This is a genomic window from Exiguobacterium sp. UBA7533, from assembly GCF_002479335.1.
In the GTDB taxonomy this organism is placed as follows: Bacteria; Bacillota; Bacilli; order Exiguobacteriales; family Exiguobacteriaceae; genus Exiguobacterium_A.
On record NZ_DLMP01000001.1, the window covers coordinates 379,496 to 405,558 of the forward strand.

The following is a 26,063-nucleotide window of genomic DNA, read 5'->3' on the forward strand; positions in this document are numbered from 1 at the left end:
GATCGAAAACCATGAAATGGCTTATTTTGCTTTTGCGTTGTCGACGAGAACATCGATAGCTTTACGGAATTGAAGGTCGCCTTTAAGCGTTTCAAGACCACCTTGTGGTGCAAGCATCGTTTCAAGTTGATCTGCAGGGATGTTGTAGAGTTCTGACATTGATTGAAGTTCAGTTTGTGTTTCCTCATCTGTTACTTCGATTTTTTCGTCAGCAACGATTTGCTTAAGGACGAGACGTGCCTTAACGCGCTCTTCCGCTTGCTCTTTCATTTCAGAACGCATTGCCTCTTCTGTCGTTCCAGTCAACTGGAAGTACATGTTGAGGTCGATGCCTTGTGATTGAATACGTTGTGTGAACTCTTGAACCATACGCTCGACTTCGTTTTCGACCATGACTTCTGGAAGATCAACTGTCGCGTTTTTCGTAGCCGCTTCGACTAACTCATCGCGCATTGAAGCATCAGCTTCTTGTTTGCGTGTGTTTTCGAGACGCGTACGGATTTTTGTTTTCAACTCGTCGAGTGAAGAAACTTCTTCATCCATCTCTTTTGCGAACTCATCTGTCAATTCAGGGAGCTCTTGCGCTTTGACTTCATGGATTGTTACTTTGAATGTAACTGGTTTTCCAGCGAGTGATGCTTCGTGGTATTCCTCTGGGAATGTCACTTCAAGATCTTTTTGCTCGCCAGTTTTTAAACCGATCATTTGCTCTTCGAATCCAGGAATGAAGTTTCCAGAACCGATGACGAGTGAGTAGTTCTCAGCAGTTCCGCCGTCGAATTGGTTTTCCCCATCGAAACCTGCGAAGTCGAATACGACTGTATCGCCATTCTCGATGACGCCATCTTCTTTAACGACGAGTTCTGCACCGCGTTCTTGCAATGTTTTGAGTTCAGCGTCGACGTCTTCGTCAGTAACGTTCGTTTCAACTGCTGTGTACTCAAGACCTTTGTACTCACCGAGTGTAGCTTCTGGCTCGATGACGAACGTGATTTTGAATTCGACTGGCTTGCCTTTTTCGAGTGTTTCAACGTCGATGTTTTCAAGCGCGATTGGCTCGATTCCTGATTCGACGACTGCACCTTCGATTGTGTCCTTATAAAGGATATCGAGTGCATCTTGGTACAGTGCTTCTTCACCGTACATTTTGTTGAACATTGCGCGTGGCATTTTTCCTTTACGGAAACCTGGTGTGTTCAAAGTCTTAACGACTTTCTTGAACGCTTGGTCTACCGCTTTATCAAATGCTTCAGCAGGCGCTTCATACGTGAGGACGCCGAGGCTACCTGATTGTTTTTCCCATTTTGCAGTCATGCTGAGTCCCTCCAAAATTGTCAATTAGCGTACATGTGTGTACAACAAGTCACATTATAGCACAATCGTTCTGACGATTACCACTGTTGAACGAATCGTTTCCAGATGTCTCAATCGAAGTAAATCTGCTCGAATGCGATGACTTCCGGATAGAGGATATGCACCCCCTGATATAATCGCTTCGCTAGCGGACTCAAGTCACGTTCCGGCTCTTCTTTTTCAAACGACAGACCGGCTAGTTCTTCGCATGCGAGAAGCCACTTCTCCATATCCGACCCGATTGCTTCTCGTTCTTCAAGATGAATCAACTGGTCCGAACGTAAGACGAGCAAGGCTCGAAAAGGATCCATTTTTTCTAATGTATGCATCGATGCGAGTAACGCTTGTTGTTCCTGTTGATGCGCAATCAGCACTTCTTCTAAATCTTGACGCGTCGAGATCGTCCAGTGTACATCTAAATGTGGCACATAAATGTCTGCCGGATAGGACAGATGCTCAATCACACTTCCTAATAACTGATCGATGACGAGTAGGCTTTGATGTTCTGTATCCTGAGCACGAAGATACTTGTGTGTGATGTAGTCAAAGAGCGCAGGTGTCCGTTCGAATTCAGCACCAGCCAAATGGCGCATTTGTTCGACCCAGCTTCCATGTTGCAACACATGCATCAACGCCGTTCCGGAAGTTACAGTACTCTGAGTAACATTGTTTTTTTGAACCGGTGTCGTCTTTTGTTCTCGCACCGTCATCCGCTGTTTGATCTCGTCTAACCGAAGCGCAAGTCCATACGGCAGATACGGTGACGCCGAGCGTAGAGCGAGCTTCATTGGATACCGTTCTCCGAGTTCATAAAGAAAGAGTGCGAGCACTTGCTCCACACCCTCGACTTCAAGAAAACGTTCTGCTACAGTTTCGTATCGTTCACGGTCATGCAGTAATAGCGGTTGAATGACATAGAGTCGGTATAATACGTCTTCTCCTGTCAATTGGTCAGTCTCTAATTCCTTGACCAGCCGTTCCTGTTCAGATGCGGGCAAACGGAGGATGCGCACTCGTTCCGCTTCTAATTCGTGTTCCATCCAGCGGGATGTCCCCATTTTCCGACACTCCTTTTAATTCACTGTTCAGTTTGTGAATGGATCAAGCAATGATGTCCAGTTCGTGATCGCCTCTTGTAATTTCCCTGCTTGTTCGATGCCAAGACGATTTAATGTATCGAGAGAGACGTCTGTTTCAAGAAGTCGTGTGATATCTTCTGATTGATTCACGAACTGCTCGAGCTTTGCACTTAAATTTTGTAACTCTTGCGGTGGATTTTCAAGTCCCGCCAATCGTTGGTCGATTTGGTCCAGCTCTTGATTGAACTGATCAATCGTTCCGTTTTCCTTTAACTTTTCGACTTGTTGGTCGAGCGCTTGCTCCGGATTCGTGGATTCGCGTGCTTTCGCAGCCGCTTCATTCAAAGAAGAAGATAAGTCTGACGTGACTTGTGCCGTATCTTTCGCAATCCCTTGAAGTTCTCCAGCATAATCGACACTATTTTTCACATCGTTGACCTGTTGTTTTGCATCATCAACTGTATTTGAAATCTCACTACACCCTACAAGAAACGTACTGAGTAACAGGACTGTACCAACTTTCTTCCACATCGCTTTCATCCCTTTCGAGTTCATGATACCTTAATTATAAACGAAAATTGAAATAAAAAAAAGAGACCGCCCTCGTAAGGGCAGTCTCTATTTTAATTATAGCGTCCCAAGAGGGATTCGAACCCCCGACCGACGGCTTAGAAGGCCGTTGCTCTATCCTGCTGAGCTATTGGGACGTGTCAACACGAATAAACTATACTAGAACAATTCTTTCGTGTCAATCACATTACAAAGATTGCATTTATTTTATTACAAAAATGTTCCGTCGAGGTGAAGTGCATTGACGCGATCCCCGTTCATGTCAAGAAAATCGACAGAATAGCGGTCTTGTTCTACTTCAAGAATCGCATACGTCTTGTCTGGGCGATGGCGTGGCATCCGAATCGATCCTGGATTGATGAATAACACACCATCCCGATACTCCGCCTTCGCAACATGAGAATGACCATACAAAACGATATCAGCTTGCTTTTCGTTCGCATGATGTTGCAAGACATCTAGGCTATATTTGACGTCCTGACGATGTCCGTGGACACAGAGGACCTTATGCTCGTCCATTTCCGACGTGACTTCTTCCGGGAAATCGTGTCCATAATCACAGTTCCCCCGTACAACACGATATGGATATAACGATTCAATGTCGCGTGTCAATTGAGAGTCTCCACAATGAAAAGCCAAATCCACGTCCTGATGCCGTTCGAATATCGTAAGCAGTTCTTGTTCTAGTCCATGGCTATCACTAACGATCAACGCTCTCATTTTCATCACACTCCTAGGAAAGTAGTTAAGTCCTGTTCGAGCTTGCGCAATGCATTGCCACGATGACTGATCATCGCTTTTTCTTCTTTCGTCAACTCAGCAGCCGTTTGTCCACTTGCCGTGACGAACAATGGGTCATAACCGAAACCGTTCGATCCCGTTGCTTCAAAACCGATTCGCCCTTCCATTGTTCCTCGTACCGTCAATGTTTCGCCTGTTGGTTTTGCTAGCGCGAGTACACAAACGAAGCGTGCCGTCCGCTCCTCTTCCGGAACACCTTCTAACTTTTCAAGTAGTAGAGCGTTGTTCGCTGCATCCGACTTTTCAAGACCCGCGAAGCGTGCCGAGTAGACACCTGGAGCGCCATCTAAAGCATCGACTTCAAGACCTGAATCGTCAGCAAGTACTGCGTGACCAAAGTAGGCTGCTGCTTCTGTTGCTTTTAAGAGTGCATTCTCCTCGAATGTTTCACCTGTCTCATCCGTTTCTTTAGCATCCGAATGATCGAGTAACGACTCGACTGTATAGCCGAGACGCCCAAGCATGCTTTCGAGTTCCTTCACTTTACCAGCGTTATGTGTTGCGACGATGACTTTCATTTATGTTCCCCCACTTCTTCTCCTACATACCACCACGAAACACCGAGTGCCTCGCGACCGGCTTCAATCAGTTCCTTAATACCTTTTTCCCCAAGTTCGAGCATTTCGAGCATCTCTTGACGGGAAAAGGTCGACTCTTCTCCTGTTGCTTGCATCTCGACGATTTTACCGGATGAGGTCATGACGAGATTGAAGTCGACTTCAGCTGCAGCATCCTCTTCGTAGCATAAATCAAGTAAGGCATTCGATTCGACAATTCCAACTGAGATGGCGGCGATGCCCTCTTTGATTGGTGTATCGGTCAGTTTTCCCGCTTGAATCAGTTGATCGATAGCTCGAACGAGTGCTAAAAATCCACCGGTGATCGATGCTGTTCGTGTTCCGCCATCAGCTTGAATGACGTCACAATCGATCCAGATCGTCCGTTCACCAAGTTTTTCTAAATCGACGACCGCTCGAAGCGATCGGCTAATGAGACGTTGGATTTCCATCGTCCGTCCCGTTTGTTTGCCGCGAACGGCTTCTCGTGCAGTCCGCTGAGCGGTTGCCCGCGGTAACATCGAATATTCCGCATTGATCCAGCCTTGGCGTTTTCCACGTAGAAATGGTGGTACCCTTTCCTCGACGGTCGCCGTGCAGAGGACTTTCGTATCACCCAGTTCAATCAAAATCGAACCTTCCGCGTGTTTATTGATGTCAACTGATAACTGTACTGGACGGAGATCGTCCGCCGTTCGTTGGTCTGTCCGCATTTAATCTTCCTCCGTTCCAAGGACGATGCGCTCCGCATGAATGGGCTGATCGAGCCAGTCCGTTGCAATTTGGTCGAATGAGCGGATATCGCCTGTCGCGTAATAACGATGTTCTGGTGTTTGTGTCACATCTGCTGAAATCGTGTTGTAGTCAAGTAGTGCTGCTACTTCGAGTGCGGTTTCATCCCCTGAAGAGATGAGTTGAACGCCTGGTCCGATGACCCGTCCAATGACATCTGCTAAGAGCGGATAATGGGTGCACCCGAGTATTAGTGTATCCATATCGTAATTCATTAAAGGTCGTAGCGTATTCGCAACGACACGTTCGACGTATGCGCCATCCGTTTGCATCGACTCGACGAGCGGAACGAATGGCGGGCACGCTAACGATTCAACGACAACTTGTCCTTCGACATGTCGTAACGCCTTCTCGTAGGAATTACTTGTAATCGTCATTTTCGTTCCGATGACACCGATTCGTTTCGTACGTGTCACCTTGACTGCTGCACGGGCACCCGGATCGATGACACCGATGACAGGTATATTTAAACGTTCTCGCGCTTCTTTTAAGACGACAGCCGTAGCTGTATTACAGGCGATCACGATCAATTTCACATCTTGTTGTACGAGATAATCAATCATCTCCCACGTAAACTCACGAATCTCTTCTTCTGGACGCGGACCATACGGACAACGTAGTGTATCCCCGACATAGATGATTCGCTCATGGGGCAACTGTCGCATCAATTCACGTGCGACCGTCAATCCACCGACTCCGGAATCCAGTACTCCAATCGCTCGATTCACTCTTCTCCACCTCTTTCTCTCAATCTTATGGTAACAAAAAAGGACGACGGTGCAAGACCGGCGTCCGAGAATGTACGATTACAGGATTACTGAGCAAGACCTTCGCTAGTCAGCATATCTGAAAGAGTCGTGATTGCTTCAGAAGCATCGTCACCGTTTGCAACGATTTTGATATCTGAATCTTTCGCGATTCCGAGTGAAAGAACACCCATGATTGACTTCAAGTTGACAGTCTTTCCGTTGTATTCCAAGTTGATGTCTGATTGGAATTTAGATGCTGTGTTGACGAGCTGAGTAGCGGGACGAGCGTGAATGCCTGAATCCGCGATGACTTTGAATGTTTTTTCCATGATTAAGAAATCTCCCTTCACTAATAACGTACTAGTGAGTCGTTTTCGAATATGTGAACTCATTATCAAATGATAACGGATTCGAATCGATTCTGCAAGGAATTTTTATATGTCTCACTCCATGGGAATGCTTTCCCGGCACGATTGATTTGTACCATCGATGTCCGTCCTGTGAACATCAGTTCACCCTGCTCATCAAATGCCGCATAATGGACGTCACACGATGCACTTCCGACATGTACTGGGTACGCATAGACGGCGAGACGTGTCCGTGGATACACTTGGCGAATGTAATTACACTGGGCATCCGCAACGACGATGATCCCGTCTTCTGCAAGCGAGTATCCGGTCTCCTCTAACATCAATGTCCGAACGTCCTCGAAATAGACGAACGGTACCCGGTTATTCATATGACCATAGGCATCCGTCTCTGCAAAACGAACAGCGACGTCGAGTCGTGTTCCATGTTTCATTTGTTCAAGCCATGATTCGAGTTCTGGAATATAAGCTGGTACGCGCACAATCGGTTCCTCCTGTCTGAATGAAAAAAGAAGGAGCAAGCTCCTTCTTTAATAACTTATGAACTAACCGCTTCACCTGTCCGTCCTTCGTCACTACCGAAGAACTTCTTGAATGAGTGAAGTGTCGTCTGACGGTTCATCGCTGCGATCGAAGTCGTCAGCGGAATGCCTTTCGGACAAACCTCGACACAGTTTTGAGCATTACCACACTGCATGATCCCGCCATCTTCCATCAACGCTTCAAGACGTTCTTCCTTATGGAAGGCACCTGTTGGATGCGAGTTGAATAGACGAACTTGTGAGATCGATGCTGGCCCGATGAACGTCGAACGATCGTTGACGTTCGGACATGCTTCGAGACACACGCCACATGTCATACATTTCGATAACTCATATGCCCATTGACGTTTGTTCTCTGGCATCCGTGGTCCTGGACCTAAGTCGTACGTTCCATCGATCGGGACCCATGCTTTAACCTTTTTCAACGCATCAAACATGCGCTGACGGTCGACTTGAAGGTCACGAACGATTGGGAATGTCTGCATCGGTTGAAGGCGGATCGGTTGTTCGAGTTTATCGACGAGTGCCGTACACGATTGACGTGGTGTACCGTTGATGACCATGGAACAAGCGCCACATACTTCTTCTAGACAACCCATATCCCAGTTGATCGGTGTCGTTTTTTCACCGGCTGCATTCACAGGATTACGACGAATCTCCATTAAAGCAGAGATGACGTTCATGTTCGGACGGTACGGAATTTCAAACGCTTCATCATACGGTTTACCATCAGGTCCATCTTGACGTTGAACGATGAATTGAACCGATTTTTGCGTAGTAGATGATTCGAGTGGTGTCGCCATTATGCTTTCACCTCTTTCTTCGACTTCTTACTGTAGTCGCGTTTCCGCGGTGGAATCAACGACGTGTCGACATCTTCATAGAAGATTTCTGGATGACCATTCGTATAACGAGCCATCGTTGTCTTCAAGAACTGTTCATCATTACGTTCCGGGAAGTCCGGTTTGTAGTGCGCCCCGCGACTCTCGTCACGTTTTAAGGCACCGAGCGTAATTGCTTCGGCTAGGTCGAGCATGTGATCGAGCTGACGGATGAACGACGCTCCTTGGTTACTCCAACGCGCTGTGTCCGTTGCCGAAATGCGCGTGAACCGATCACGAAGTTCCTTGATTTTCGTGAGTGTCTCTTCGAGCTTATCGTTATAACGGACGACCGTGACATTATCCGTCATGATTTCTCCAAGTTCACGGTGGATCTGATACGCGTTTTCTGTACCTTCCATCGATAAGATATCGTTAAAACGATTGATTTCTTCGATCTTATGCGCTTCGACGACGTCTTCGCTCATCTCATGAACCGATGTCTCAAGTTCATTCATATACGCGATCGCTGACGGTCCGGCGACCATTCCGCCATATACCGCAGAAAGAAGTGAATTCGCTCCGAGACGGTTTCCTCCGTGCATCGAATAATCACATTCGCCTGCTGCAAATAGTCCAGGAATATTCGTCATCTGATCGTAGTCGACCCATAGTCCACCCATTGAATAGTGAACAGCCGGGAAAATTTTCATCGGTACTTTTCGTGGATCATCACCGACGAACTTTTCGTAGATTTCAAGGATTCCACCGAGTTTGACGTCGAGTTCTTTTGCGTCTTTATGTGATAGATCAAGATAAACCATGTTCTCCCCATTGACGCCGAGTTTTTGATTGACACAGACGTCAAAAATCTCGCGTGTCGCGATATCTCGTGGGACAAGGTTTCCGTATGCCGGATATTTCTCTTCAAGGAAGTACCAAGGTTTACCGTCTTTATACGTCCAGACGCGACCGCCCTCACCACGTGCTGATTCACTCATGAGACGTAATTTATCATCCCCAGGAATCGCTGTCGGGTGAATCTGGATGAACTCACCGTTCGCATAGATCGCACCTTGACGATAGACAGCTGCTGCCGCTTGTCCTGTGTTGATAACCGAGTTCGTCGATTTTCCGAAGATGACCCCAGGACCACCTGTCGCGAGGATGACAGAATCCGCGGCAAATGCCTCGATTTCCATCGTCCGGAGGTTTTGACAAACCGCTCCACGACAGATGCCATTGTCATCGATGATGGCACGAAGGAATTCCCATCCTTCATATTTTTCTACCAAACCTTGCGCTTCGAACTTACGAACCTGTTCATCTAATGCGTACAATAACTGTTGCCCCGTCGTCGCTCCAGCGTATGCCGTCCGGTGATGCAACGTTCCTCCGAAGCGTCGGAAGTCGAGTAACCCTTCCGGTGTCCGGTTGAACATGACACCCATGCGGTCGAACATATGGATGATCTTCGGTGCTGCTTCCGCCATTTTTTGAACAGGTGGTTGATTTGCGAGGAAGTCTCCACCGTATACCGTGTCATCGAAATGCTGATATGGTGAATCCCCTTCCCCTTTCGTATTGACTGCTCCGTTGATGCCACCTTGTGCACAAACAGAGTGTGAGCGTTTGACGGGTACGAGTGAGAATAACTTAACTGGTACGCCTTGCTCTGCTGCTTTTATCGTAGCCATCAGACCGGCAAGCCCTCCGCCGATGATGACAAGATTCTTGTTCGCCATGTTGTCAGTTCCCCTTTCCTTACAACACGCCTGCAAACGTTAAGATCGAGCGTACGCCTACAAACGATAAACCGATGAATACGAGTGCTGCCACGTAAGACATCGCCCGTTGAGATGCTGGTGACTGCGTGATTCCCCAAGTAATACAGAACGTCCATAGTCCGTTCGCGAGGTGGAATGTCGTTGCCAAGATCCCGACGATATAGAACGCTAACATGAATCCGTTATCGACGATGTTCTGCATCATGCTCGCATCAACTTCTGTTCCCATCGCAGCGGCAATCCGAGTCTCCCAAACGTGCCATGTGATGAACACGACGAGGAACACTCCGCTAAACCGTTGCAAGACATACATCCAGTTCCGGAAATATGTATATCGTCCTGTGTTCGCAGAACCCGTGAATGCGATGTAAACACCGTAGACACCATGCAAGATGATTGGAATGAAGATGACAAAGATCTCTAAGAACAATCGATACGGAACGCTCCCCACAAATTCCGCGGCCTTATTGAAGTCTTCCTCACCACGTACGATGAAGTAGTTCGTCGTTAAGTGCGAAAGTAAAAATAACCCGATTGGAATGACGCCGAGCAGTGAGTGTATTTTACGACTCACGAAATCACGATGATTCGCCATCCAAATCCCCCCTTTTGTTTGCCAATCAACCGTTGGCGCATTTTGGTAGAAAAGCGCTTTCATAAGGAAATTCGTCTTTTCATCACTTATTCTACTCCTGTCCTTTTTAGAAGACAACCCGAGCCGTTGCATTTAACTGCAAATTTTTTCAGGAAAACAATGACCTGCTAGAATCATCTCGGTATAATGGTTGGCAGATAGGAGTGAATCATGATGGATGTTACACCAAACCAAACACCACTTTTCGGAATCGAACTGATCCGGGATTATGTGTTAACCGATCTTCTAGGATCGGATTATCGGCAAGTCATCTACTGGGCAGGTAAACGTCTCGCGCGTCAATTCCCTGTCGTGGATGAATCTGAATTGGCCTCATTCTTTGAACAAGCCGGTTGGGGAATGCTCGAAATCAAGAAACGTAAAGGAACGGTCATCTCGTTCGTACTGTCTCCTCCTGATACGACGAGAGATGAACGGCCACAAGGCTACTTTCAACTCGAAGCCGGTTTCCTCGCTGAACAGTTTTCTCGTTTTAACGGATGTGTTGCGGAAGGATATGCTGAGACGAGTAAAGAGTTTGTTCAAATCACGGTCCAAATTGATCCAAAAGATCCACTCGAACCAATCGGTTGAACTTTACATAGAATGTGACAGGAATCTTTATTTTCAACATCGAAATAGATTCATGAAACTTTTTGTAGCAAGTGATCGTAAAATCATGCGTACACAAATTGCGAGGAGGAACTTTACATGTTCAAAAAACTAGCAGCAGATTTAACGGGATTCAGTGATATCGGACAAGTCATTCATCCTGATGATTTCGACAAGGCAGCCGCTGACGATTATGTTTTACATGAAGACGGCGAAAAAATCTATTTCTTGATCAAGTCCAAATCTGACGAGTATTGCTTTACGAACTTAGCCTTGATTCACCTTGATGGAGAAAGTGCTGTCAGTTCAAAACGTGTACTCTACCGCTATCCATATGCACATTATCCAATTCGCCACGTCATGTTCGAAACGGCCGGAACAGTCGACCTCGATGTCGAGATCAAGTTCGAAATCGGTGGCAAACATTATTCGATCGACGTTGATAAAAAACAACTGGAGCATGTAAAGGATCTGTATAAGACATTACTTGCCATCGCTGAAAAACAATACGAAGGACAAAAGATGCTCGAGTTCGCGAATAGCTCATTAAATCATTCGGTCACGATTCTCGGTGGTCTTCGCCAAGGCGACATGAATGTTCCGCAAACATTCAAGGAGTTGTCTGAACAATCCTTCGAGTGGCTTCAAGGTCACTACCATCAGTGGAACCAGCGTGATTTCGGTTCGTACTACGAGAAGTACATCAACAACTAATGCCATAAAAAAAGCCGCTCTCTTCACGAGGACGGCCTTTTTTCATTCTTCATTCGCTTGGCTTAAATACTCAGCAACGGTTTCCGCTAATTTCACAGGCAATCCTGCCTCAGCCAACTGTTCGATCGTCGCACGTCTTAGACTACGCATCGACCCGAAATGACGGATCAGCTGTTGGCGTCGTTTTGGTCCGACTCCTGGTATCTCATCGAGCAAGGAACGGGTCATCCCTTTCGAACGAAGCGAGCGGTGGAATGTGATCGCGAATCGGTGGACCTCATCTTGCATACGCTGAAGTAAATAAAATGCACTTGAGCGAGGGCTGAGTTCGATCAATCGCGCATCTTCTCCAAACAACAACTGACTCGTCCGGTGTTTGTCATCTTTTTTTAATGAGCCGACCGGCAGGGATAGGCCGAGTTCATCTTGAATGACTTCTAAAGCAGCATTCAACTGTCCGACTCCTCCGTCAATCAGGACGAGGTCCGGAAGGCGCGCTCCCTCAAGTAACAAGCGTCGATAACGCCGACGAACGATTTCCCGCATCGATTCATAGTCATCCGGTCCTTGAACCGTCCGAATCTTGAACTTCCGGTATTCTTTTTTCAGTGGTTTACCGTCTTCAAAGACGACGAGCGCCGAAACGGCATCCGCTCCTTGGATGTTCGCATTATCGATGATCTCGATTCGGGACAATGGATGAACATCGATCGCATCAGCGAGTTCTTCTACTGCCTGAACGGTCCGTTTCTCATCCCGCGCGAGTAGTTCGAAACGTTCCGAAATCGCGTTTTCAGCATTTTTCGTTGCTAAATCAAGTAATTTCCGTTTTGATCCTCGGACCGGAACATGAATTTTGATCGAGAGCGCCTCTTTGAGCAGAAGTTGGTTAACGAGTGGTGGTACATACAGTTCACTTGGTTTGATGTTCTTCTCATAGAACTGGACGATGAAACTCTCGAGTTCCTCTGCTGGTGTCCCGTAGATCGGGAAAAGCGAGACATCGCGTTCAATCATCTTTCCGCCGCGGAGGAAGAAGACTTGGACACACATCCAGCCTTTATCAACGTGGATCCCGAATACATCGCGTGATGTCAAATCTGCTGTAATCATGTTTTGCTTGTTCATGATCGACTCAATGGCTCGGACCTGATCCCGTAATTCTCCGGCACGCTCGAATTCCATCGTCTCAGCTGCTTCCGCCATCTTGTGCTTCAAGCTTTCGACGAGTTCCTTCGTGTCTCCGGACAAAAAACGTCGAATTTCTGAAACGAGCGCTTTTTGTTCCGACTCGAGATTCGGGATTTCGCATGGACCGAGACACTGACCGATATGGTAATACAGACAGAGCTTCTTCGGCATCGGCTGGCATTTGCGTAGCGGATATAAACGATCTAACAGACGTTTCGTTTCGTTCGCTGCATATGCATTCGGGTAAGGACCAAAATAATGTCCGCCATCCTTTTTCAACTTACGCGTCGTAATCAAGCGCGGATATGTCTCATTCGTAATCTTCAGGTAAGGATAGGATTTGTCATCCTTCAACATGATATTGTACTTCGGATCATGTTTCTTAATAAGCGTCATCTCAAGCAACAACGCTTCTAGTTCACTCGCTGTAATAATGTATTCAAAATCACGAACTTCCGCAACGAGGCGTTCCGTCTTGATATCATGTGCTCCTGTGAAATAGGAACGGACACGGTTCTTGAGATTTTTTGCTTTTCCGACATAAATGACTTCACCAAATTCATTTTTGTGTAGATAACATCCCGGCTCATCAGGCAAAAGGGATAATTTCGCTTTGATATGTTCTTGATGTCCCAAATAAATGTCTCCTTTCACCGTTTTTAGTTTTATTCGTTCGGGTAAATACCATACATTGATTATGACATACGGAGGATGAAAAATGCGTACATATGATTGCATTGTGATTGGAACAGGTTCCGCTGGAAATCAAGCGGCTTATAAATTTGCTGAAAAAGGACTACGTGTTGCTATCGTTGAAAATTTCACGCCAGGGGGCACATGTGCCCAACGTGGGTGTGACGCTAAAAAAATTCTGCTGACGGGTAGTGAGACGAAGGATGCGGTCGAGCGCTTGCTCGGATATGGCGTAAAGGGATTAATTTCAATCGATTGGCGCCAGTTGATGGAGCGCAAGAATGAATACACGCGCGCCATTCCGGAACAAACACGAAAACGATACGAGGAAACGGACATCGACTATTTCCACGGCGAACCCCGCTTCGTCTCTTCACACCGTCTCCAAATTGGTGAAGAAGAAATCGAAGGGAAACAATTCCTGATCGCAACTGGTTTACGCCCTCGCGAGTTATCTGTACCCGGTAGTGAACGTTTTATAACGAGTAATGAGTTTTTGGAACTAAAAGACCTCCCACGTCGACTCGTCTGTATTGGTGGCGGGTACATCTCGTTCGAGTTCGCGCATCTTGCTCGGATTGCTGGTGCAGACGTCACGATTGTTTTACGTTCTAACCCCTTAAAACAATTCGAGAGTGAACTCGTCGATGTCTTACTCGATGCTACGCAAGCACTTGGCATCTCGATCATCAAAGAAGCAGAGGTCGTCGCTTACGAAGAGGAATCACTTCGTTTATCGAACGGTGACGTGTTGAAGACGGACGTCGTTTTGAATGCGACTGGACGTGTCGCAAGTATCGACCAACTCGGACTCGAAGAAATCGGTGTTTCCCATAATGAAAAAGGAATCCATGTCAATGCGTACCTGCAGTCTTCTGTCGAACATATCTATGCCGCAGGAGATGTCGCTGTCAGCGGGAATCCCGCGTTGACGCCGTTTGCTGGAACCGAAGGACGACTCGCTGCCGATAACATGCTCGAAGGGAATAACCGGAAACTGGAACTGCTCCCTGTACCTAGCGTCGTATTCACTGCGCCGAACCTTGCCCTCGTCGGTGAAACGGAAGTTTCCTTAAAAAAAGCAGGTATTCCGTACCGTGGTCGCTTGATTGATACGTCCTCTTGGCAAACGAACGCACGCATCAAGGATAATTTTGCTCGGGCGAAAGTGCTCGTTGGGGAAGATGATCAAGTACTAGGCGCACACTTCATTGGTGTCAATGCGGCGGAACTCGCAAACTATTTCTCGTTTGCGATGCAACACCGGATCCCTAGTACTTCGATGCAACAGACTGGATTTGCTTACCCGACACCTGCTTCAGACATTGCTTCGTTATTCGAGGATTGATAGGAGACTTTTTGATGATTCAATACGGCTATACGATTTTATACGTTGAAGACACTGCACGGACGCTGACATTCTATCGAGACGTTCTTGGCTTATCCGTCAAAGCGGAGCACGGAAGCTACATTGAGTTCGAGACCGGTCAGACAACACTTGCCTTCAATACTCGTGAAGACGTGCAACAGTTGATTCCGGATTACACGATCCCAAGCGGAAAAGCGCAGCAGACGTTAGAGATTGGTTTCGTCACGGATGACGTCCCTACGCTTTTTCAAAAGGTGGAAGCTGCCGGATACAAGACCGTACTCACGCCTGTTGAAAAACCATGGGGGCAAGTCGTTGCGTACGTGCTTGATCCGGATGGTCACTTGATTGAACTTTGTACGCCAATGTAATCTAAAAAAAACAGACCGTTCTGCCTGTGCAGAACGGTCTGTTTTGATATGCAGGAAAGAATTAGTTAGATGTTTCAACGAATTCTTTAAGTGCGTCTTTTGGCATGAAGCCCATTGTTTTGTTGACAGGTTGTCCATCCTTGAAGAGAACGAGTGTCGGGATACTTTGAACTTGGAATGCTCCAGCTACTTCTGGGTTTGCATCTACGTCAACTTTAACGATTTTTACATCTTGCATGTCAGCATCGAGTTCTTCAAGAACTGGTGCGAGCATACGACATGGTCCACACCATGTTGCCCAAAAATCAACAAGGACGAGTCCTTCTTGTGTTTCTTCTTTAAATGATTGGCTAGTTGCGTGTACGATTGCCATTGATCATAACCTCCTAATGAGTAGATCAACCCGTTAAAAAAATGGGTGATCTCTTTATTGATTCGAGTATATCATAGCAGTCTCTTCCAACAAACGAAACTGCTCACGTGAAGAATTCGTAAAAAATAACCGGTACCATCTACATGGTACCGGTACACTCACTCATCCGTGAACAAGCATTTTTTTGAATTCAGCTGTCAATAACGGCACGACGTCAAACAAATCTCCGACGATGCCATAGTCCGCGACAGAGAAGATATTCGCTTCTGGATCCTTATTGATCGCAACGATCACTTTGGCATTCGACATCCCCGCTAAGTGTTGAATCGCACCCGAAATCCCGCACGCGATATACAAGTCTGGTGTAACGACTTTCCCCGTCTGACCGATTTGAAGCGCATAGTCGCAGTAATCTGCATCACAAGCACCACGCGAAGCACCCACTGCTCCTCCAAGGACATCCGCTAGTTCTTGTAACGGTGCGAAGCCGTCTGAACTCTTGACACCGCGCCCACCCGCAACGATGACTTTTGCCTCTGATAAATCAACACCACCTGTTGCTTTACGTACAACGTCTGCGACGATCGTCCGTAAATCCTTCAGTTCAACCGTAACCGACTCGACCGTTCCTTGTGAACTCCCCGTTTCGAGCGGATCGATGTTATTCGGACGGACCGTAAAGAGTGTCTTGCCTTCTGCGACTTTGACTTTCTCGAATGCTTTCCCTGAATAGATCGGTCGAATGAAAGTTGCTTCCGTGCCTTCCCCTTCAATCGCCGTCACATCACTGATTAGACCGGCTTGCAGTTTTGCCGCGATCTTCGGTGATAAATCCTTGCCGAGCGACGTATGACCGAAGACGAGCACGTCAGGTGACGTCCGGTTCATCAACTCAAGGAAGACTTGTCCATAACCGTCTGGCGTGTAGTGTAGAAGACGCTCATCCTCGACGACGAGGACTTGATCCGCTCCGCGTGACGCTAGTACGTCGGCATCCTTAGCGACATCGTGTCCAATCAGGACTGCGATGACTTCATCTGCGACACGTCGCGCTGCTGCGATAGCCTCAAACGACACATTCCGTAAACTGCCATCCCGTGATTCTGCGAGTACTAATGCTTTTGTCATTCGTTTCTCCCCCTTAGACCACTTTTGCTTCGTTGCGTAATAATGATGCAAGCTGTGCGACTTGCTCGTTTAGTTCACCTTCGAGAATCTTACCGGCTGCTTTGTTCGGTGGTAAGAAACGTTCAATCGTCTCTAGACGTGGTGCGAGTTCATCTTCATCGAGTTCGAGATCATCGAGTTCGAGTTCTTCAAGCGGCTTCTTTTTTGCTTTCATGATCCCCGGAAGACTTGGATAGCGCGGCTCATTCAGTCCTTGCTGCGCAGTCACGAGTAACGGAAGTGTTGTTTCAATCGTTTCTGTATCCCCTTCAGCGTCACGTGTCACGACAGCCTTCGTGCCGTCAAGTTCGAGTTTCGTGATCGTCGTCACGTAAGGAATATCGAGCAATTCTGCGACGCGTGGTGCCACTTGACCACTTCCGCCATCAACTGCGACGTTTCCAGCGATGATAAGATCGACTGTCTGTTCTTTTAAATAACCAGCAAGTACTTCAGAAATCGTGAAATGATCCGCCTCTTCGATGTCATCCTCAATCGAGATGCGTACTGCTTGATCCGCTCCCATTGCGAGTGCTGTTCGTAATTCCTTGTCCGCGTCTTCCGGACCGACCGTCACGATCGTCACCGTTCCCCCTTGTGCATCACGGACACGAATCGCCTCTTCTACCGCATATTCATCATATGGGTTAATGATGAACTCAGCCCCATCCTCATCGATTTGACCATTTTCGAGTTGGATTGCTTCTTCCGTATCGAATGTGCGTTTCAACAGTACATAGATTTCCATCTCATGCTCCCCCTTATCGTCTATTCACCATCATTCTTTGTATCCGCTTACATAATTGTTGTCATGAAAAGGGCTTAACTCAGCCCTTTGATCAACATCCGATGGATCCCGTCGCGTGTCTCAAGCAACTCATATTTGAATCCACTTGCCATCCAGCTCGTCACGACCTCATCGATTGTTCCGAAGATCATCTGACGCGCTAATCGATAATCGAGTTCGTTTGAAAACTCGCCTGTCGTCATCCCGTGCTTGATGACACGGTCAATCAGATGCAGGTACGGTTTCAAGACGGCGGCAATGTTTTGGCGCATGTCTTGATTGGATTGACGTAGCTCGATTTGCGTGACGACAGCCAAATCATAATCAACGGATAATTGCTCAAGATGTGCCTCGATCAATGCGGCCAATTGTTCTGTCGCTGACGTGTGATTCGCGATTTGTCCTTCGGAATATTCGATGAAGCTTCCCATTTTCGCTTGGAATAGCGAAATCAGCAGGTGTTCTTTATTCTTGAAGTACAGATAGATCGTTCCATCCGCAACACCGGCTTCCTTTGCGATGGCGGTCACCTTCGCTCCATGGTAGCCGTTTTTAGCGATGACTTTTACGGCGGCATCAATGATGCGGTCACTCTTTGACATTGTTCGTTTCATTCCACTATCTCCTAACGCATAAAATGAATGATGGTTCATTCATATTTATTCTATCATGCCATTTTGTCCTGTCAACTGCTTTCTTCGAGTTGTTTGGCACGTTCTTCTTCAACAAGAACACGACGGAGAATCTTCCCGACGAACGTCTTCGGTAACTCTTGTCGGAATTCGTACTGCTTTGGCACTTTAAATGACGCTAACTGTTTACGACAGAATTGATCAAGCTCTTCTTCTGTGACCGTCATCTCATCCTTGACGACGATGAACGCCTTGACGGTCTCTCCACGATAGGCATCCGGAACACCGATGACGACGGCTTCCTTGACGGCCGGATGCTCGTACAAGATTTCTTCGACTTCACGTGGATAAATATTAAATCCGGAAGCAATGATTAAATCCTTTTTCCGATCAACGATCCGGAAGTAATGATCTTCGCCGATATAGCCAAGGTCTCCCGTGTGCAACCAACCGTTTCGAAGAACAGCTTGCGTCTCTTCTGGTCGTTTCCAGTATCCTTTCATGACTTGCGGACCTGTGACGATGATCTCACCGATCTCACCAGGAGTTGCGGGTGTCTCTCCATCCGCTTGGACGATTTTCGCTTGCGTATCGGGTACCGGAATACCAACCGTTCCAGGAATCCGGCGATCCCAGATACAGTTCGTATGAGTCACCGGACTCGTCTCAGACAAACCATATCCTTCAACGATTCGTCCGCCCGTTAATGCTTCGAATTTTTCCTGGACTTCGACCGGCAGTGGAGCTGAACCTGAAATACAAGCTTCGATTGAAGACAGATCATATTTCTTTAGCTTCGGATGGTTCAACAGACCGACATACATCGTCGGTGCACCAGGGAACAGATTTGGTTTTTCCTTATGAATCATTTTCAATACTTGTTCGATGTCGAATTTTGGAACGATGATTTGCTCATAGGCATTAAAAATACCGAAATTGAGGTTACATGTCATGCCATAGACATGGAAATACGGAACGACAGCTAACAGTTTTCGTCCATCTCCCCGCTCATATTTATAAAACCATTTGTCGATTTGCTCGACATTCGCACTCAGGTTATAGTGCGTCAGCATGACACCTTTTGGAGCACCTGTCGTTCCACCCGTATATTGAAGAACCGCGACATCTTCTTTCGGTTGAATCGCAACCGGTGTAATCGGTTCATAACCACGTAGCGATAAAAATGGAATCGAACCCGTCGTATCGATGACGATGTTGTTATCTTTCCGTGCTTTAATGGGATACAGTTTATTTTTAGGGAAGGGAAGATAATCCGCGATGCTTGTTGTCACGACCGTTTTGAGTGCCGTCGCCGCTTTGACGCGAGATGCTTTCGGATAAAGTAGGTCGAGGGTCACGAGCAGATGTGCACCTGAATCGATGAGGATCTGTTCGAGTTCACGGTCCGTATAGAGCGGATTCACCTGCACGACGATTCCACCAGCATAGAGGACAGCATAATAACTGATCATATACTGGGGACAGTTCGGTAACATCAGTCCGACACGATCTCCTTTTTTGAGGCCATGCTCTTGAAGTAAACTTCCGAGTGCATGTGCTTCGTCGCACACTTCACGAAACGTCATACGTTTCCCTAAGAAACTTAAGGCACGTTGTTCTGGAAAATCAGTCGCTGCCTCATCAAGTGCCTGATAAAGAGGTATTTCTCGGTAATCAATCGATACGGGTACTTGCTTTGGATAATCAGATAACCAAACGGATTCCATACGTTTCCCTCCCTGATAATGAATTACTATTCATTTTCATTATACGTTGATTTGAATTCGACATGCCAGTAAAATCCAAAAAAAGAAATTGAATCTGCTTGTTTTTTTGGTTATTTCAATCAAAATTTTAATACTAAAAAAGCAGCACCTCCCTTTCTCGATTTCCGAAAAAGAGAGGTGCTACTTTTGAATCCATATTACCGGGAGGGATATGTGAATCCTTCCCCGATGACTTCTCGCACTTTATGAATGACGACGAAGGCGCGGGGATCCGCTGCTTCGACGATTTGTTTCAACGGTGCCAGTTGTCGTTTATCGACGATCATATACAACATGTCATTCTTTTGTTTCGTGAAATGACCATGACTGTGGATGACAGTTGCGCTACGTCCGAGCGTCTCCGTCAGAATCGTCGCGATTTCTTCTTGGCGATGGCTAATGATCGTGACCGCTTCGCGGACATTCAATCCTTCACTGACGAGATCAATCAAATACGAACCGATGATAATCGCAATTAACGTGTACAGCATCGTCTCTTCTCCAAATAGAAAACCTGACGCACCGACAACGGCGACATCGATGATGAACATCGAGACTGCGATACTGAGATTCAAGTATTTATTCATCAGTCGAGCGATAATGACACCACCGCCCGTCGTTCCTCCCGCACGAATGACGAGTCCGATTCCGACACCAATCAAAATACCCGCATAGACCGTACCAATCAAACGGCTATCCGATGATGTCGCAAGGTTTGCTGTCGAAGAGAGGACAAACGATGTGACGGCGACTGAGATGACTGAGTAAAGCATCGTCTTCCGGCTAAGGAATCGATAACCGACAACGAACAGCAAAGCGTTCGCAAGCAAGGAGACAAGTCCCGTATCCCAACCGTAAAGATAGTAGAAAATGACCGTGATCCCAATCAATCCACCTTCTGAGAGATCATTTGGAATCGTAAAGTAGTTGATTCCAAATGCGAGAATCGACGACCCGATGATAACCCAGAAGATGTCCTTCCAAGAAATCAATTGCATCGCCTCAAAAGCACGGCGTCTCGTTTCTGTCGTTGTTGATGTTTTTCGTACGTTCATATGCGTTCCTCCTTTTTTGATTAGGCGTGGCTCAATAAAAATTCCGTACTGAAACGATGTCAGTACGGAATGATCACACGGTAAGACCGGTTCTTTTAATTAAATACAATCCAGAGGATACCGACAACCAAAAAGGCGATCGAAACCCCGAACATGATTTTCGCTAAACGTTCTAACACGGATTCACCCCACTAACGCTGATCCGATGACGTAGGACATGCCGATCGATAAAGCGCATGAAATGATACCGACAGCAATGTTGCCATTCTCGATTTCACGGTCTACCGGCAAATTCGGTGTCAGGAATTCAAAGATCCAATATGTCGATATCAACAATAAGAAGCCAAAGGCACTTTCAAGAAATATCGACCCGACTCGTTCTTCCCCTTGAACAGCGAAATGAACGATATTGGCGAGTCCGATGATTTTTCCACCTGTTGCTAACGCAACGGCGATGTTGCCACTCTTGATATGTTCCCAGTTTTTATACCGGGTTGTCAACTCAAAAAGTGCAAGCCCCAAAATGATCAGTAATCCCGCGACCGAATAGAGCGCTGTCGTATAGACATAGACGTTCTCAAAAATGTTCATCTTGCTTTCCTCATTTCAGTTCGATGATCGTCACACCGTGTCCGCCTTCACCTTGACCACCTAACCGGTGACCTTTGACATGACGATGACCTTTCAAGAATTCTTGGACACCTTGTCGCATCGCTCCCGTACCCAAGCCATGAATGACACGGATGTGGTCGTAGTTCGATAACAAGGCTTGGTCCATGAAGCGTTCGAGCTTCGACAACCCTTCTTCGACACGCACGCCACGTAAATCCAGTTCAGCCGAAGGTGTCGATTGTTTCGTCACACTCGTTCCACCAGAGCGCCCTTTCGTTTGTGGACGTTTTGGTGTACTGCCAATCTTCGCGAGATCTTCCGGTTTGACGTTCACCTTCATGATGCCGACTTGGACGGTATACTCGCCGTTCGCCTGTTGGTTGATAATGTAGCCTTTTTGATTGAAGGTCGTGACTTTAACTTCTTCGCCTTTATCAAATCGCGGCGTTTGGTTGTATTTTGCTTTTACTTTAGCTATCCGCTTCTCTTGCAGACTCGGCTTCGCGTCTTCGAGTCGCTTCCGCGCCTCGATCAGTTCATGCTCTTTGACGGCACCAGCGTCTCGTAATTCCTTCAGACGTTTGATGACGCCTTCTGCTTCTTTTTGAGCGCGTTCGACCGCACGTGTTGCTTTTTCTTCCGCTTTTGCCAGAATTTCGTTTTTCTCTTCCTGGATCTCAGCTTGTTCTTGCTCGAACTGCTCTCTCTCTTCGACAAGTCGTTTTTTCTCTTCTAACAACTGTGCCTCTAACGTTTCAGCCCGCTGTTTCGCTTCTTCTAATCGTTCGATCATCGTCTCGACAGACTGTGCGTCGCTACCGATCTGACCACGTGCCGCGTCGATGATCCGGTCTTCGAGTCCAAGACGTTTTGAAATCTCGAACGCATTCGAGCGTCCAGGTACACCAATCAGTAAGCGATAGGTCGGACTGAGTGATTCGACATCGAATTCCATCGACGCATTGACGACCCCTTCTCGGTTATAGCCGTACGCTTTTAATTCTGAATAGTGCGTCGTCGCTGCCACACGTGCTCCGCGTCGCTTCACTTCATCAAGAATCGCGATTGCTAGGGCAGCCCCTTCTGTCGGATCCGTTCCCGCACCTAACTCATCGAACAGTACTAGACTCATAAAATCGATTTTTTCCATCATTGAGACGATGTTCGTCATGTGTGAACTAAACGTCGATAAGTTTTGTTCAATCGACTGTTCATCCCCGATATCGGCATAAATCGCATCAAAGACACTGAGCTCCGTCTCATCTGCAGCTGGCACGTATAGTCCCGATTGCACCATCAATTGCAAAAGACCGATCGTCTTTAAGGTAACTGTTTTACCGCCGGTGTTCGGACCGGTGATGACGAGTGACGTAAAATCCCCACCCAGTGACACGGTAATTGGTACGACTTCCTCTTTCGGGATGAACGGATGCCGTGCTTCCTTCAGAATGATATGGCGGTTTTCGTTCAAGCGTGGTTCGACCGCTCCAATCTGATGACCGTATAATGCTTTCGCCATGATGAAATCAAGTTCTGCTAGTACATCCAGATTGATGCGTAGCGAATCACCAACGCTACCGACAAGTGCCGATAGTTGTGCAAGAATTCGTTCGATTTCCGCCCGTTCTTTCAAACGTGCTTCTTGAATTTCGTTGTTCGCAGAGACGACAGCTTGCGGTTCGATGAACAACGTTGCTCCAGAAGCGGACTGATCATGGACGATTCCGCCGAACGCTTGACGATATTCTTGTTTGACCGGTACACAATAACGATCGTTTCGCATCGTCACGATGGCGTCAGACAGCATCTTTGCTTTACTACGTAAGACGTTATCGATTTTTGAACGAACTTGTCCTTCGAGCGAGCGTAACTGACTGCGTAACGCTCGTAATTTATCACTCGCTGAGTCTTGGACAGTCCCTTGATCGTCGATGGCATGGCGAATCCCCTGTTCGATCTCGACGAGCTTCGTGATTTGCTCGATTCGACTATCAAGACGCGGTAATCGTAGATCCGCATGGTCTTCGTGTAGCCGTTCTTGGAACGCCTTCACTTGACGTCCCGAGTAGACGACGTCTGCGACGGCTAGAAGTTCACTCGTCGAGAGGACAGAGCCAATCTCTGCCCGTTTGACTTCACTTCGGACGTCCGTCAATCCACCAAACGGATAACGGTCACGCAACCGGTAGACCGTCGTTGCTTCCGTCGTGACAGCTAACAGTTCCTTGACCTGCTCGAAGTCTTCCGCCGGACGCATTGCCCGGACGAACTGTGCTCCGAGTGAACTAGCCGTGAAGGCGAGCATGTTTTCTTTTAACTTCTCATATTCTAAAACGCGTAATGCGTTGGCATTCATTTAATCCACTCCTAAACGTTTTCGACCGAAGAATTCGAGTGCTTCTTCAGCAGACCACGTATTGATGACATCAGACGCCTCCAAATAAGCTTTACGAGCATGGAGGACTCCAAGTTTCATATCTTCTAACATTTCTGGTCGGTGTGTATCCGTATTAATTAAAATCTTCACGCCGGCAGCCTTCGCTTTCGCAAGCGAACTTGCCGTTAAATCAAAACGTGCTGGATTCGCGTTCATCTCAAGCGCTGTTCCTGTCTCCGCTGCTAGTTCGATCAATCGATCGACATTGACGGCGTATCCTTCTCGTCTTCCAATGATTCGTCCCGTCGGATGAGCAATCAAGGAAACATAAGGATTACGACAAGCATTCTCGAGCCGCTGCATGATCTCTTCTTCCGTCTGATCGAACTTCGAGTGGATCGAGGCGATGACATAGTCCATTTCTTTTAAGAACTCATCTTCATAATCAAGTGATCCATCGGGCAAGATATCCATCTCGACACCACATAAAATTGTCATATCGGGATGTTTCTCGCGTGCCGCTTCGATTTCAATACGTTGTGCACGCAGACGTTCTTCCGTTAATCCATTGACGAATTTCATATATTTACTATGATCCGTGATCGCCATCCATGTATATCCGCGTGCAGCACAGGCATCGACTAGTTCTTCAACAGACAACGTACCATCTGACCATGTCGTATGCATATGAACATCGGCTTGAATATCTTGTTCCGTCAAGAGACGTGATAAATCTTGCTCGAATTCATGACGTCCCGCTCGTAATTCAGGCGCGATGAACGGTAAATCATATCGCGCAAACAATTCTTCTTCTGTGTTCGGTTGCACTAATCCTTGCTCGGTCTCGACACCATATTCAGAAATACTCTCTCCTCGCTCTTTTGCGAGTTGGCGCATCCGGACGTTGTGATCCTTCGAACCCGTAAAGTGATGTAATGTGGATGCATACGCCGCATCATCCACGATTCGGAAATCAACCGCGATATAATGAACGTCTCGTTTTAAGATGAGCGATACTTTCGTGCTGCCAGCTGCGATGACTTCATCGATGAGCGACAGTTCTAGGAGCTGCTCCTTGATTCGTTCCGGTTCATCCGTTGAGAGAATGAAATCAAGGTCCTTACACGTCTCTTCTGCTCGACGGAAACTTCCTCCAACTTCAAAACGAATGATTGCCTCAAATGATGCAAGTGTCTGATTCAATTCAGCGACGATCTTTCGCATGACACCGTATGGTAATCGCTCCGGTCGTGTTTCAAACGTTTCAAGTGCTTTAACGTACTTCTCGACCGTCTTCTTGCCGAATCCAGGCATCGCTTCGACTGTACCATCTACTAATTTCTCTGCAAAGGAATCTGCATCAATGACGCCGACTTCATGCAGTTTAGCGAGCTTTTTCCCACCAAGACCCGGAATCTTCAATAAGGCGATCAATCCTTCTGGCACTTCTTGTTCGAGTTCTGTCAGTGCCGTGCTCGTTCCCGTTTCCCGATATTCCTCTAGAACAGCAGCCGTTCCTTTCCCGATCCCCTTCATCGCCGTGAAATCCTCGATCGCCATGAAGTCAGCATCGGATGCTTCGAGAATACTTGCTGCTTTCCGAAAAGCATTAATCTTAAATGGATTTTCCCCTTTGACCTCTAGGTAGACCGATATCCGTTCCAAATGACGCATCGCATCTTGAATCGTACGCATGTGCAGTTCTCCCCTCAAAAAAAGCTCCCAATCGTGGGAGCCTGTTTATTTTATCAATCCAACTTGATCCATCAGCCAGTTCGCAAGAAGCGGGGTGTGCTGGATAATGAAGCTTGCTAAACTCGAGTCCGCGATCGCATCCTGTATCGATTGGATTGGAACGAATGCCGCTAAGAACAAGAGCAGGAAGATGAAGATGTACATCTCGATGAAACCAAAGACGCCACCTAACAACCCTTTGACTTGTTTTAGAATCGGGACATTCGTCAACGAATCAAACATCGACAATAAGATCGATAAGATGATTTTTGTACCGAAGAACAGGACGACGAACCAAAAGGCTTTGTAGAACACCTCATCGAGTCGTGCTGAACTTGGAATCGCGAACATCGTCAAATCGATTCCCGCATCATCCAGTGTAGACGGATATGGTACCCACAATCGGAATTTCGTAGCCAGTTCCTCATAGAACGACAGTGCAACGATGAAGGAAATGATCAGGCTGAGCAAATGACCGGCCTGCAACACAACTCCCCTTCGGACCCCTGTCATGACACCTAAGGCGAGAAGTAATAAGATAACGAGAGAAATCATAG

Annotated in this window: 27 protein-coding genes and 1 tRNA gene; 4 read left to right on the forward strand and 24 right to left on the reverse strand. The window is 47.1% G+C overall.

The window, feature by feature from the left end; genetic code table 11:
- Positions 1 to 21: 21 nt before the first annotated feature.
- The 13 genes from tig to B2U10_RS01970 form a co-directional block, all read right to left on the reverse strand.
- Positions 22 to 1,314 (reverse strand): trigger factor, encoded by a 1,293-nt coding sequence (gene tig, locus B2U10_RS01910; protein ID WP_290772025.1) that lies wholly within the window; start codon positions 1,312 to 1,314, stop codon positions 22 to 24.
- A 110-nt stretch (positions 1,315 to 1,424) separates the two neighbouring features.
- Positions 1,425 to 2,411 carry a hypothetical protein gene (locus B2U10_RS01915; protein WP_056062604.1) on the reverse strand — a complete coding sequence of 329 codons (987 nt, stop codon included), beginning with the start codon at positions 2,409 to 2,411 and terminating at the stop codon, positions 1,425 to 1,427.
- A 27-nt stretch (positions 2,412 to 2,438) separates the two neighbouring features.
- Positions 2,439 to 2,963 (reverse strand): hypothetical protein, encoded by a 525-nt coding sequence (locus B2U10_RS01920; RefSeq protein WP_231496831.1) that lies wholly within the window; start codon positions 2,961 to 2,963, stop codon positions 2,439 to 2,441.
- A gap of 102 nt (positions 2,964 to 3,065) precedes the next feature.
- Positions 3,066 to 3,139, reverse strand: a tRNA-Arg gene (locus tag B2U10_RS01925).
- Positions 3,140 to 3,212: 73 nt separating this feature from the next.
- Positions 3,213 to 3,722, reverse strand: a complete 510-nt coding sequence (locus B2U10_RS01930; RefSeq protein ID WP_214852973.1) for a metallophosphoesterase family protein — start codon at positions 3,720 to 3,722, stop codon at positions 3,213 to 3,215.
- A gap of 5 nt (positions 3,723 to 3,727) precedes the next feature.
- Entirely contained in the window at positions 3,728 to 4,321 is a 594-nt protein-coding gene (locus B2U10_RS01935) for an XTP/dITP diphosphatase (protein WP_056062611.1), read from the reverse strand.
- Positions 4,318 to 5,073: a ribonuclease PH gene (rph, locus tag B2U10_RS01940; protein ID WP_035406394.1), complete on the reverse strand. Its 756-nt coding sequence runs from the start codon at positions 5,071 to 5,073 to the stop codon at positions 4,318 to 4,320. Before rph ends, B2U10_RS01935 begins: the two co-directional genes overlap by 4 nt.
- The gene (gene racE, locus B2U10_RS01945; RefSeq protein WP_035406391.1) at positions 5,074 to 5,880 is read right to left on the reverse strand and encodes a glutamate racemase; all 807 of its coding nucleotides are present in this window, start codon (positions 5,878 to 5,880) and stop codon (positions 5,074 to 5,076) included.
- 86 nt (positions 5,881 to 5,966) lie between these two features.
- Positions 5,967 to 6,230, reverse strand: coding sequence for a phosphocarrier protein HPr (locus B2U10_RS01950; protein WP_012371023.1), 264 nt, complete (start codon positions 6,228 to 6,230; stop codon positions 5,967 to 5,969).
- Between the two features lie 65 nt (positions 6,231 to 6,295).
- Positions 6,296 to 6,751 carry an acyl-CoA thioesterase gene (locus B2U10_RS01955; RefSeq protein ID WP_035406388.1) on the reverse strand — a complete coding sequence of 152 codons (456 nt, stop codon included), beginning with the start codon at positions 6,749 to 6,751 and terminating at the stop codon, positions 6,296 to 6,298.
- Between the two features lie 56 nt (positions 6,752 to 6,807).
- The gene (gene sdhB, locus B2U10_RS01960) at positions 6,808 to 7,614 is read right to left on the reverse strand and encodes a succinate dehydrogenase iron-sulfur subunit (protein ID WP_023468986.1); all 807 of its coding nucleotides are present in this window, start codon (positions 7,612 to 7,614) and stop codon (positions 6,808 to 6,810) included.
- Positions 7,614 to 9,377: a succinate dehydrogenase flavoprotein subunit gene (gene sdhA, locus B2U10_RS01965; protein ID WP_023468987.1), complete on the reverse strand. Its 1,764-nt coding sequence runs from the start codon at positions 9,375 to 9,377 to the stop codon at positions 7,614 to 7,616. Before sdhA ends, sdhB begins: the two co-directional genes overlap by 1 nt.
- Before the next feature lie 19 nt (positions 9,378 to 9,396).
- Complete coding sequence (locus B2U10_RS01970; RefSeq protein ID WP_035406385.1) at positions 9,397 to 10,014, reverse strand: succinate dehydrogenase cytochrome b558 subunit; 618 nt, start codon at positions 10,012 to 10,014, stop codon at positions 9,397 to 9,399.
- A 213-nt stretch (positions 10,015 to 10,227) separates the two neighbouring features.
- On the opposite strand from B2U10_RS01970, the gene B2U10_RS01975 reads away from it, so the two are divergent.
- Positions 10,228 to 10,647, forward strand: a complete 420-nt coding sequence (locus B2U10_RS01975; protein WP_056062616.1) for a YslB family protein — start codon at positions 10,228 to 10,230, stop codon at positions 10,645 to 10,647.
- Between the two features lie 117 nt (positions 10,648 to 10,764).
- Positions 10,765 to 11,379 (forward strand): PH domain-containing protein, encoded by a 615-nt coding sequence (locus B2U10_RS01980; protein ID WP_023468990.1) that lies wholly within the window; start codon positions 10,765 to 10,767, stop codon positions 11,377 to 11,379.
- A 42-nt stretch (positions 11,380 to 11,421) separates the two neighbouring features.
- Here the strand turns inward: B2U10_RS01980 and uvrC are convergent, their stop codons facing one another.
- Complete coding sequence (uvrC, locus tag B2U10_RS01985; RefSeq protein ID WP_290785283.1) at positions 11,422 to 13,206, reverse strand: excinuclease ABC subunit UvrC; 1,785 nt, start codon at positions 13,204 to 13,206, stop codon at positions 11,422 to 11,424.
- An 82-nt stretch (positions 13,207 to 13,288) separates the two neighbouring features.
- Between uvrC and B2U10_RS01990 the strand changes: the two genes are divergently transcribed.
- Positions 13,289 to 14,611, forward strand: coding sequence for a dihydrolipoyl dehydrogenase family protein (locus tag B2U10_RS01990; RefSeq protein WP_290785286.1), 1,323 nt, complete (start codon positions 13,289 to 13,291; stop codon positions 14,609 to 14,611).
- Between the two features lie 11 nt (positions 14,612 to 14,622).
- Positions 14,623 to 15,003, forward strand: a complete 381-nt coding sequence (locus B2U10_RS01995) for a VOC family protein (protein WP_396216008.1) — start codon at positions 14,623 to 14,625, stop codon at positions 15,001 to 15,003.
- 61 nt (positions 15,004 to 15,064) lie between these two features.
- On the opposite strand, the gene trxA is transcribed toward B2U10_RS01995, so the two are convergent.
- The 10 genes from trxA to B2U10_RS02045 all read right to left on the reverse strand — a co-directional run bounded on the left by trxA (position 15,065) and on the right by B2U10_RS02045 (position 26,061).
- On the reverse strand, positions 15,065 to 15,376 hold the full coding sequence (gene trxA / locus B2U10_RS02000; protein ID WP_023468994.1) for a thioredoxin: 312 nt from the start codon (positions 15,374 to 15,376) through the stop codon (positions 15,065 to 15,067).
- Positions 15,377 to 15,538: 162 nt separating this feature from the next.
- Positions 15,539 to 16,504 carry an electron transfer flavoprotein subunit alpha/FixB family protein gene (locus B2U10_RS02005; RefSeq protein ID WP_290785292.1) on the reverse strand — a complete coding sequence of 322 codons (966 nt, stop codon included), beginning with the start codon at positions 16,502 to 16,504 and terminating at the stop codon, positions 15,539 to 15,541.
- Between the two features lie 13 nt (positions 16,505 to 16,517).
- Positions 16,518 to 17,291, reverse strand: a complete 774-nt coding sequence (locus B2U10_RS02010) for an electron transfer flavoprotein subunit beta/FixA family protein (RefSeq protein ID WP_035406369.1) — start codon at positions 17,289 to 17,291, stop codon at positions 16,518 to 16,520.
- Between the two features lie 74 nt (positions 17,292 to 17,365).
- Positions 17,366 to 17,944 carry a TetR/AcrR family transcriptional regulator gene (locus B2U10_RS02015; RefSeq protein WP_052018985.1) on the reverse strand — a complete coding sequence of 193 codons (579 nt, stop codon included), beginning with the start codon at positions 17,942 to 17,944 and terminating at the stop codon, positions 17,366 to 17,368.
- A gap of 71 nt (positions 17,945 to 18,015) precedes the next feature.
- On the reverse strand, positions 18,016 to 19,689 hold the full coding sequence (locus tag B2U10_RS02020; protein WP_056062630.1) for an AMP-binding protein: 1,674 nt from the start codon (positions 19,687 to 19,689) through the stop codon (positions 18,016 to 18,018).
- A 197-nt stretch (positions 19,690 to 19,886) separates the two neighbouring features.
- Positions 19,887 to 20,783 carry a YitT family protein gene (locus tag B2U10_RS02025; RefSeq protein WP_035406360.1) on the reverse strand — a complete coding sequence of 299 codons (897 nt, stop codon included), beginning with the start codon at positions 20,781 to 20,783 and terminating at the stop codon, positions 19,887 to 19,889.
- Positions 20,784 to 20,966: 183 nt separating this feature from the next.
- Positions 20,967 to 21,374, reverse strand: coding sequence for a DUF350 domain-containing protein (locus tag B2U10_RS02030; protein WP_023469001.1), 408 nt, complete (start codon positions 21,372 to 21,374; stop codon positions 20,967 to 20,969).
- Positions 21,375 to 21,384: 10 nt separating this feature from the next.
- Positions 21,385 to 23,751 (reverse strand): endonuclease MutS2, encoded by a 2,367-nt coding sequence (locus tag B2U10_RS02035; RefSeq protein ID WP_290785295.1) that lies wholly within the window; start codon positions 23,749 to 23,751, stop codon positions 21,385 to 21,387.
- On the reverse strand, positions 23,752 to 25,467 hold the full coding sequence (gene polX, locus B2U10_RS02040) for a DNA polymerase/3'-5' exonuclease PolX (protein ID WP_290785298.1): 1,716 nt from the start codon (positions 25,465 to 25,467) through the stop codon (positions 23,752 to 23,754).
- Positions 25,468 to 25,512: 45 nt separating this feature from the next.
- Positions 25,513 to 26,061, reverse strand: a complete 549-nt coding sequence (locus B2U10_RS02045) for a CvpA family protein (protein WP_035406349.1) — start codon at positions 26,059 to 26,061, stop codon at positions 25,513 to 25,515.
- Between the last annotated feature and the right edge of the window lie 2 nt (positions 26,062 to 26,063).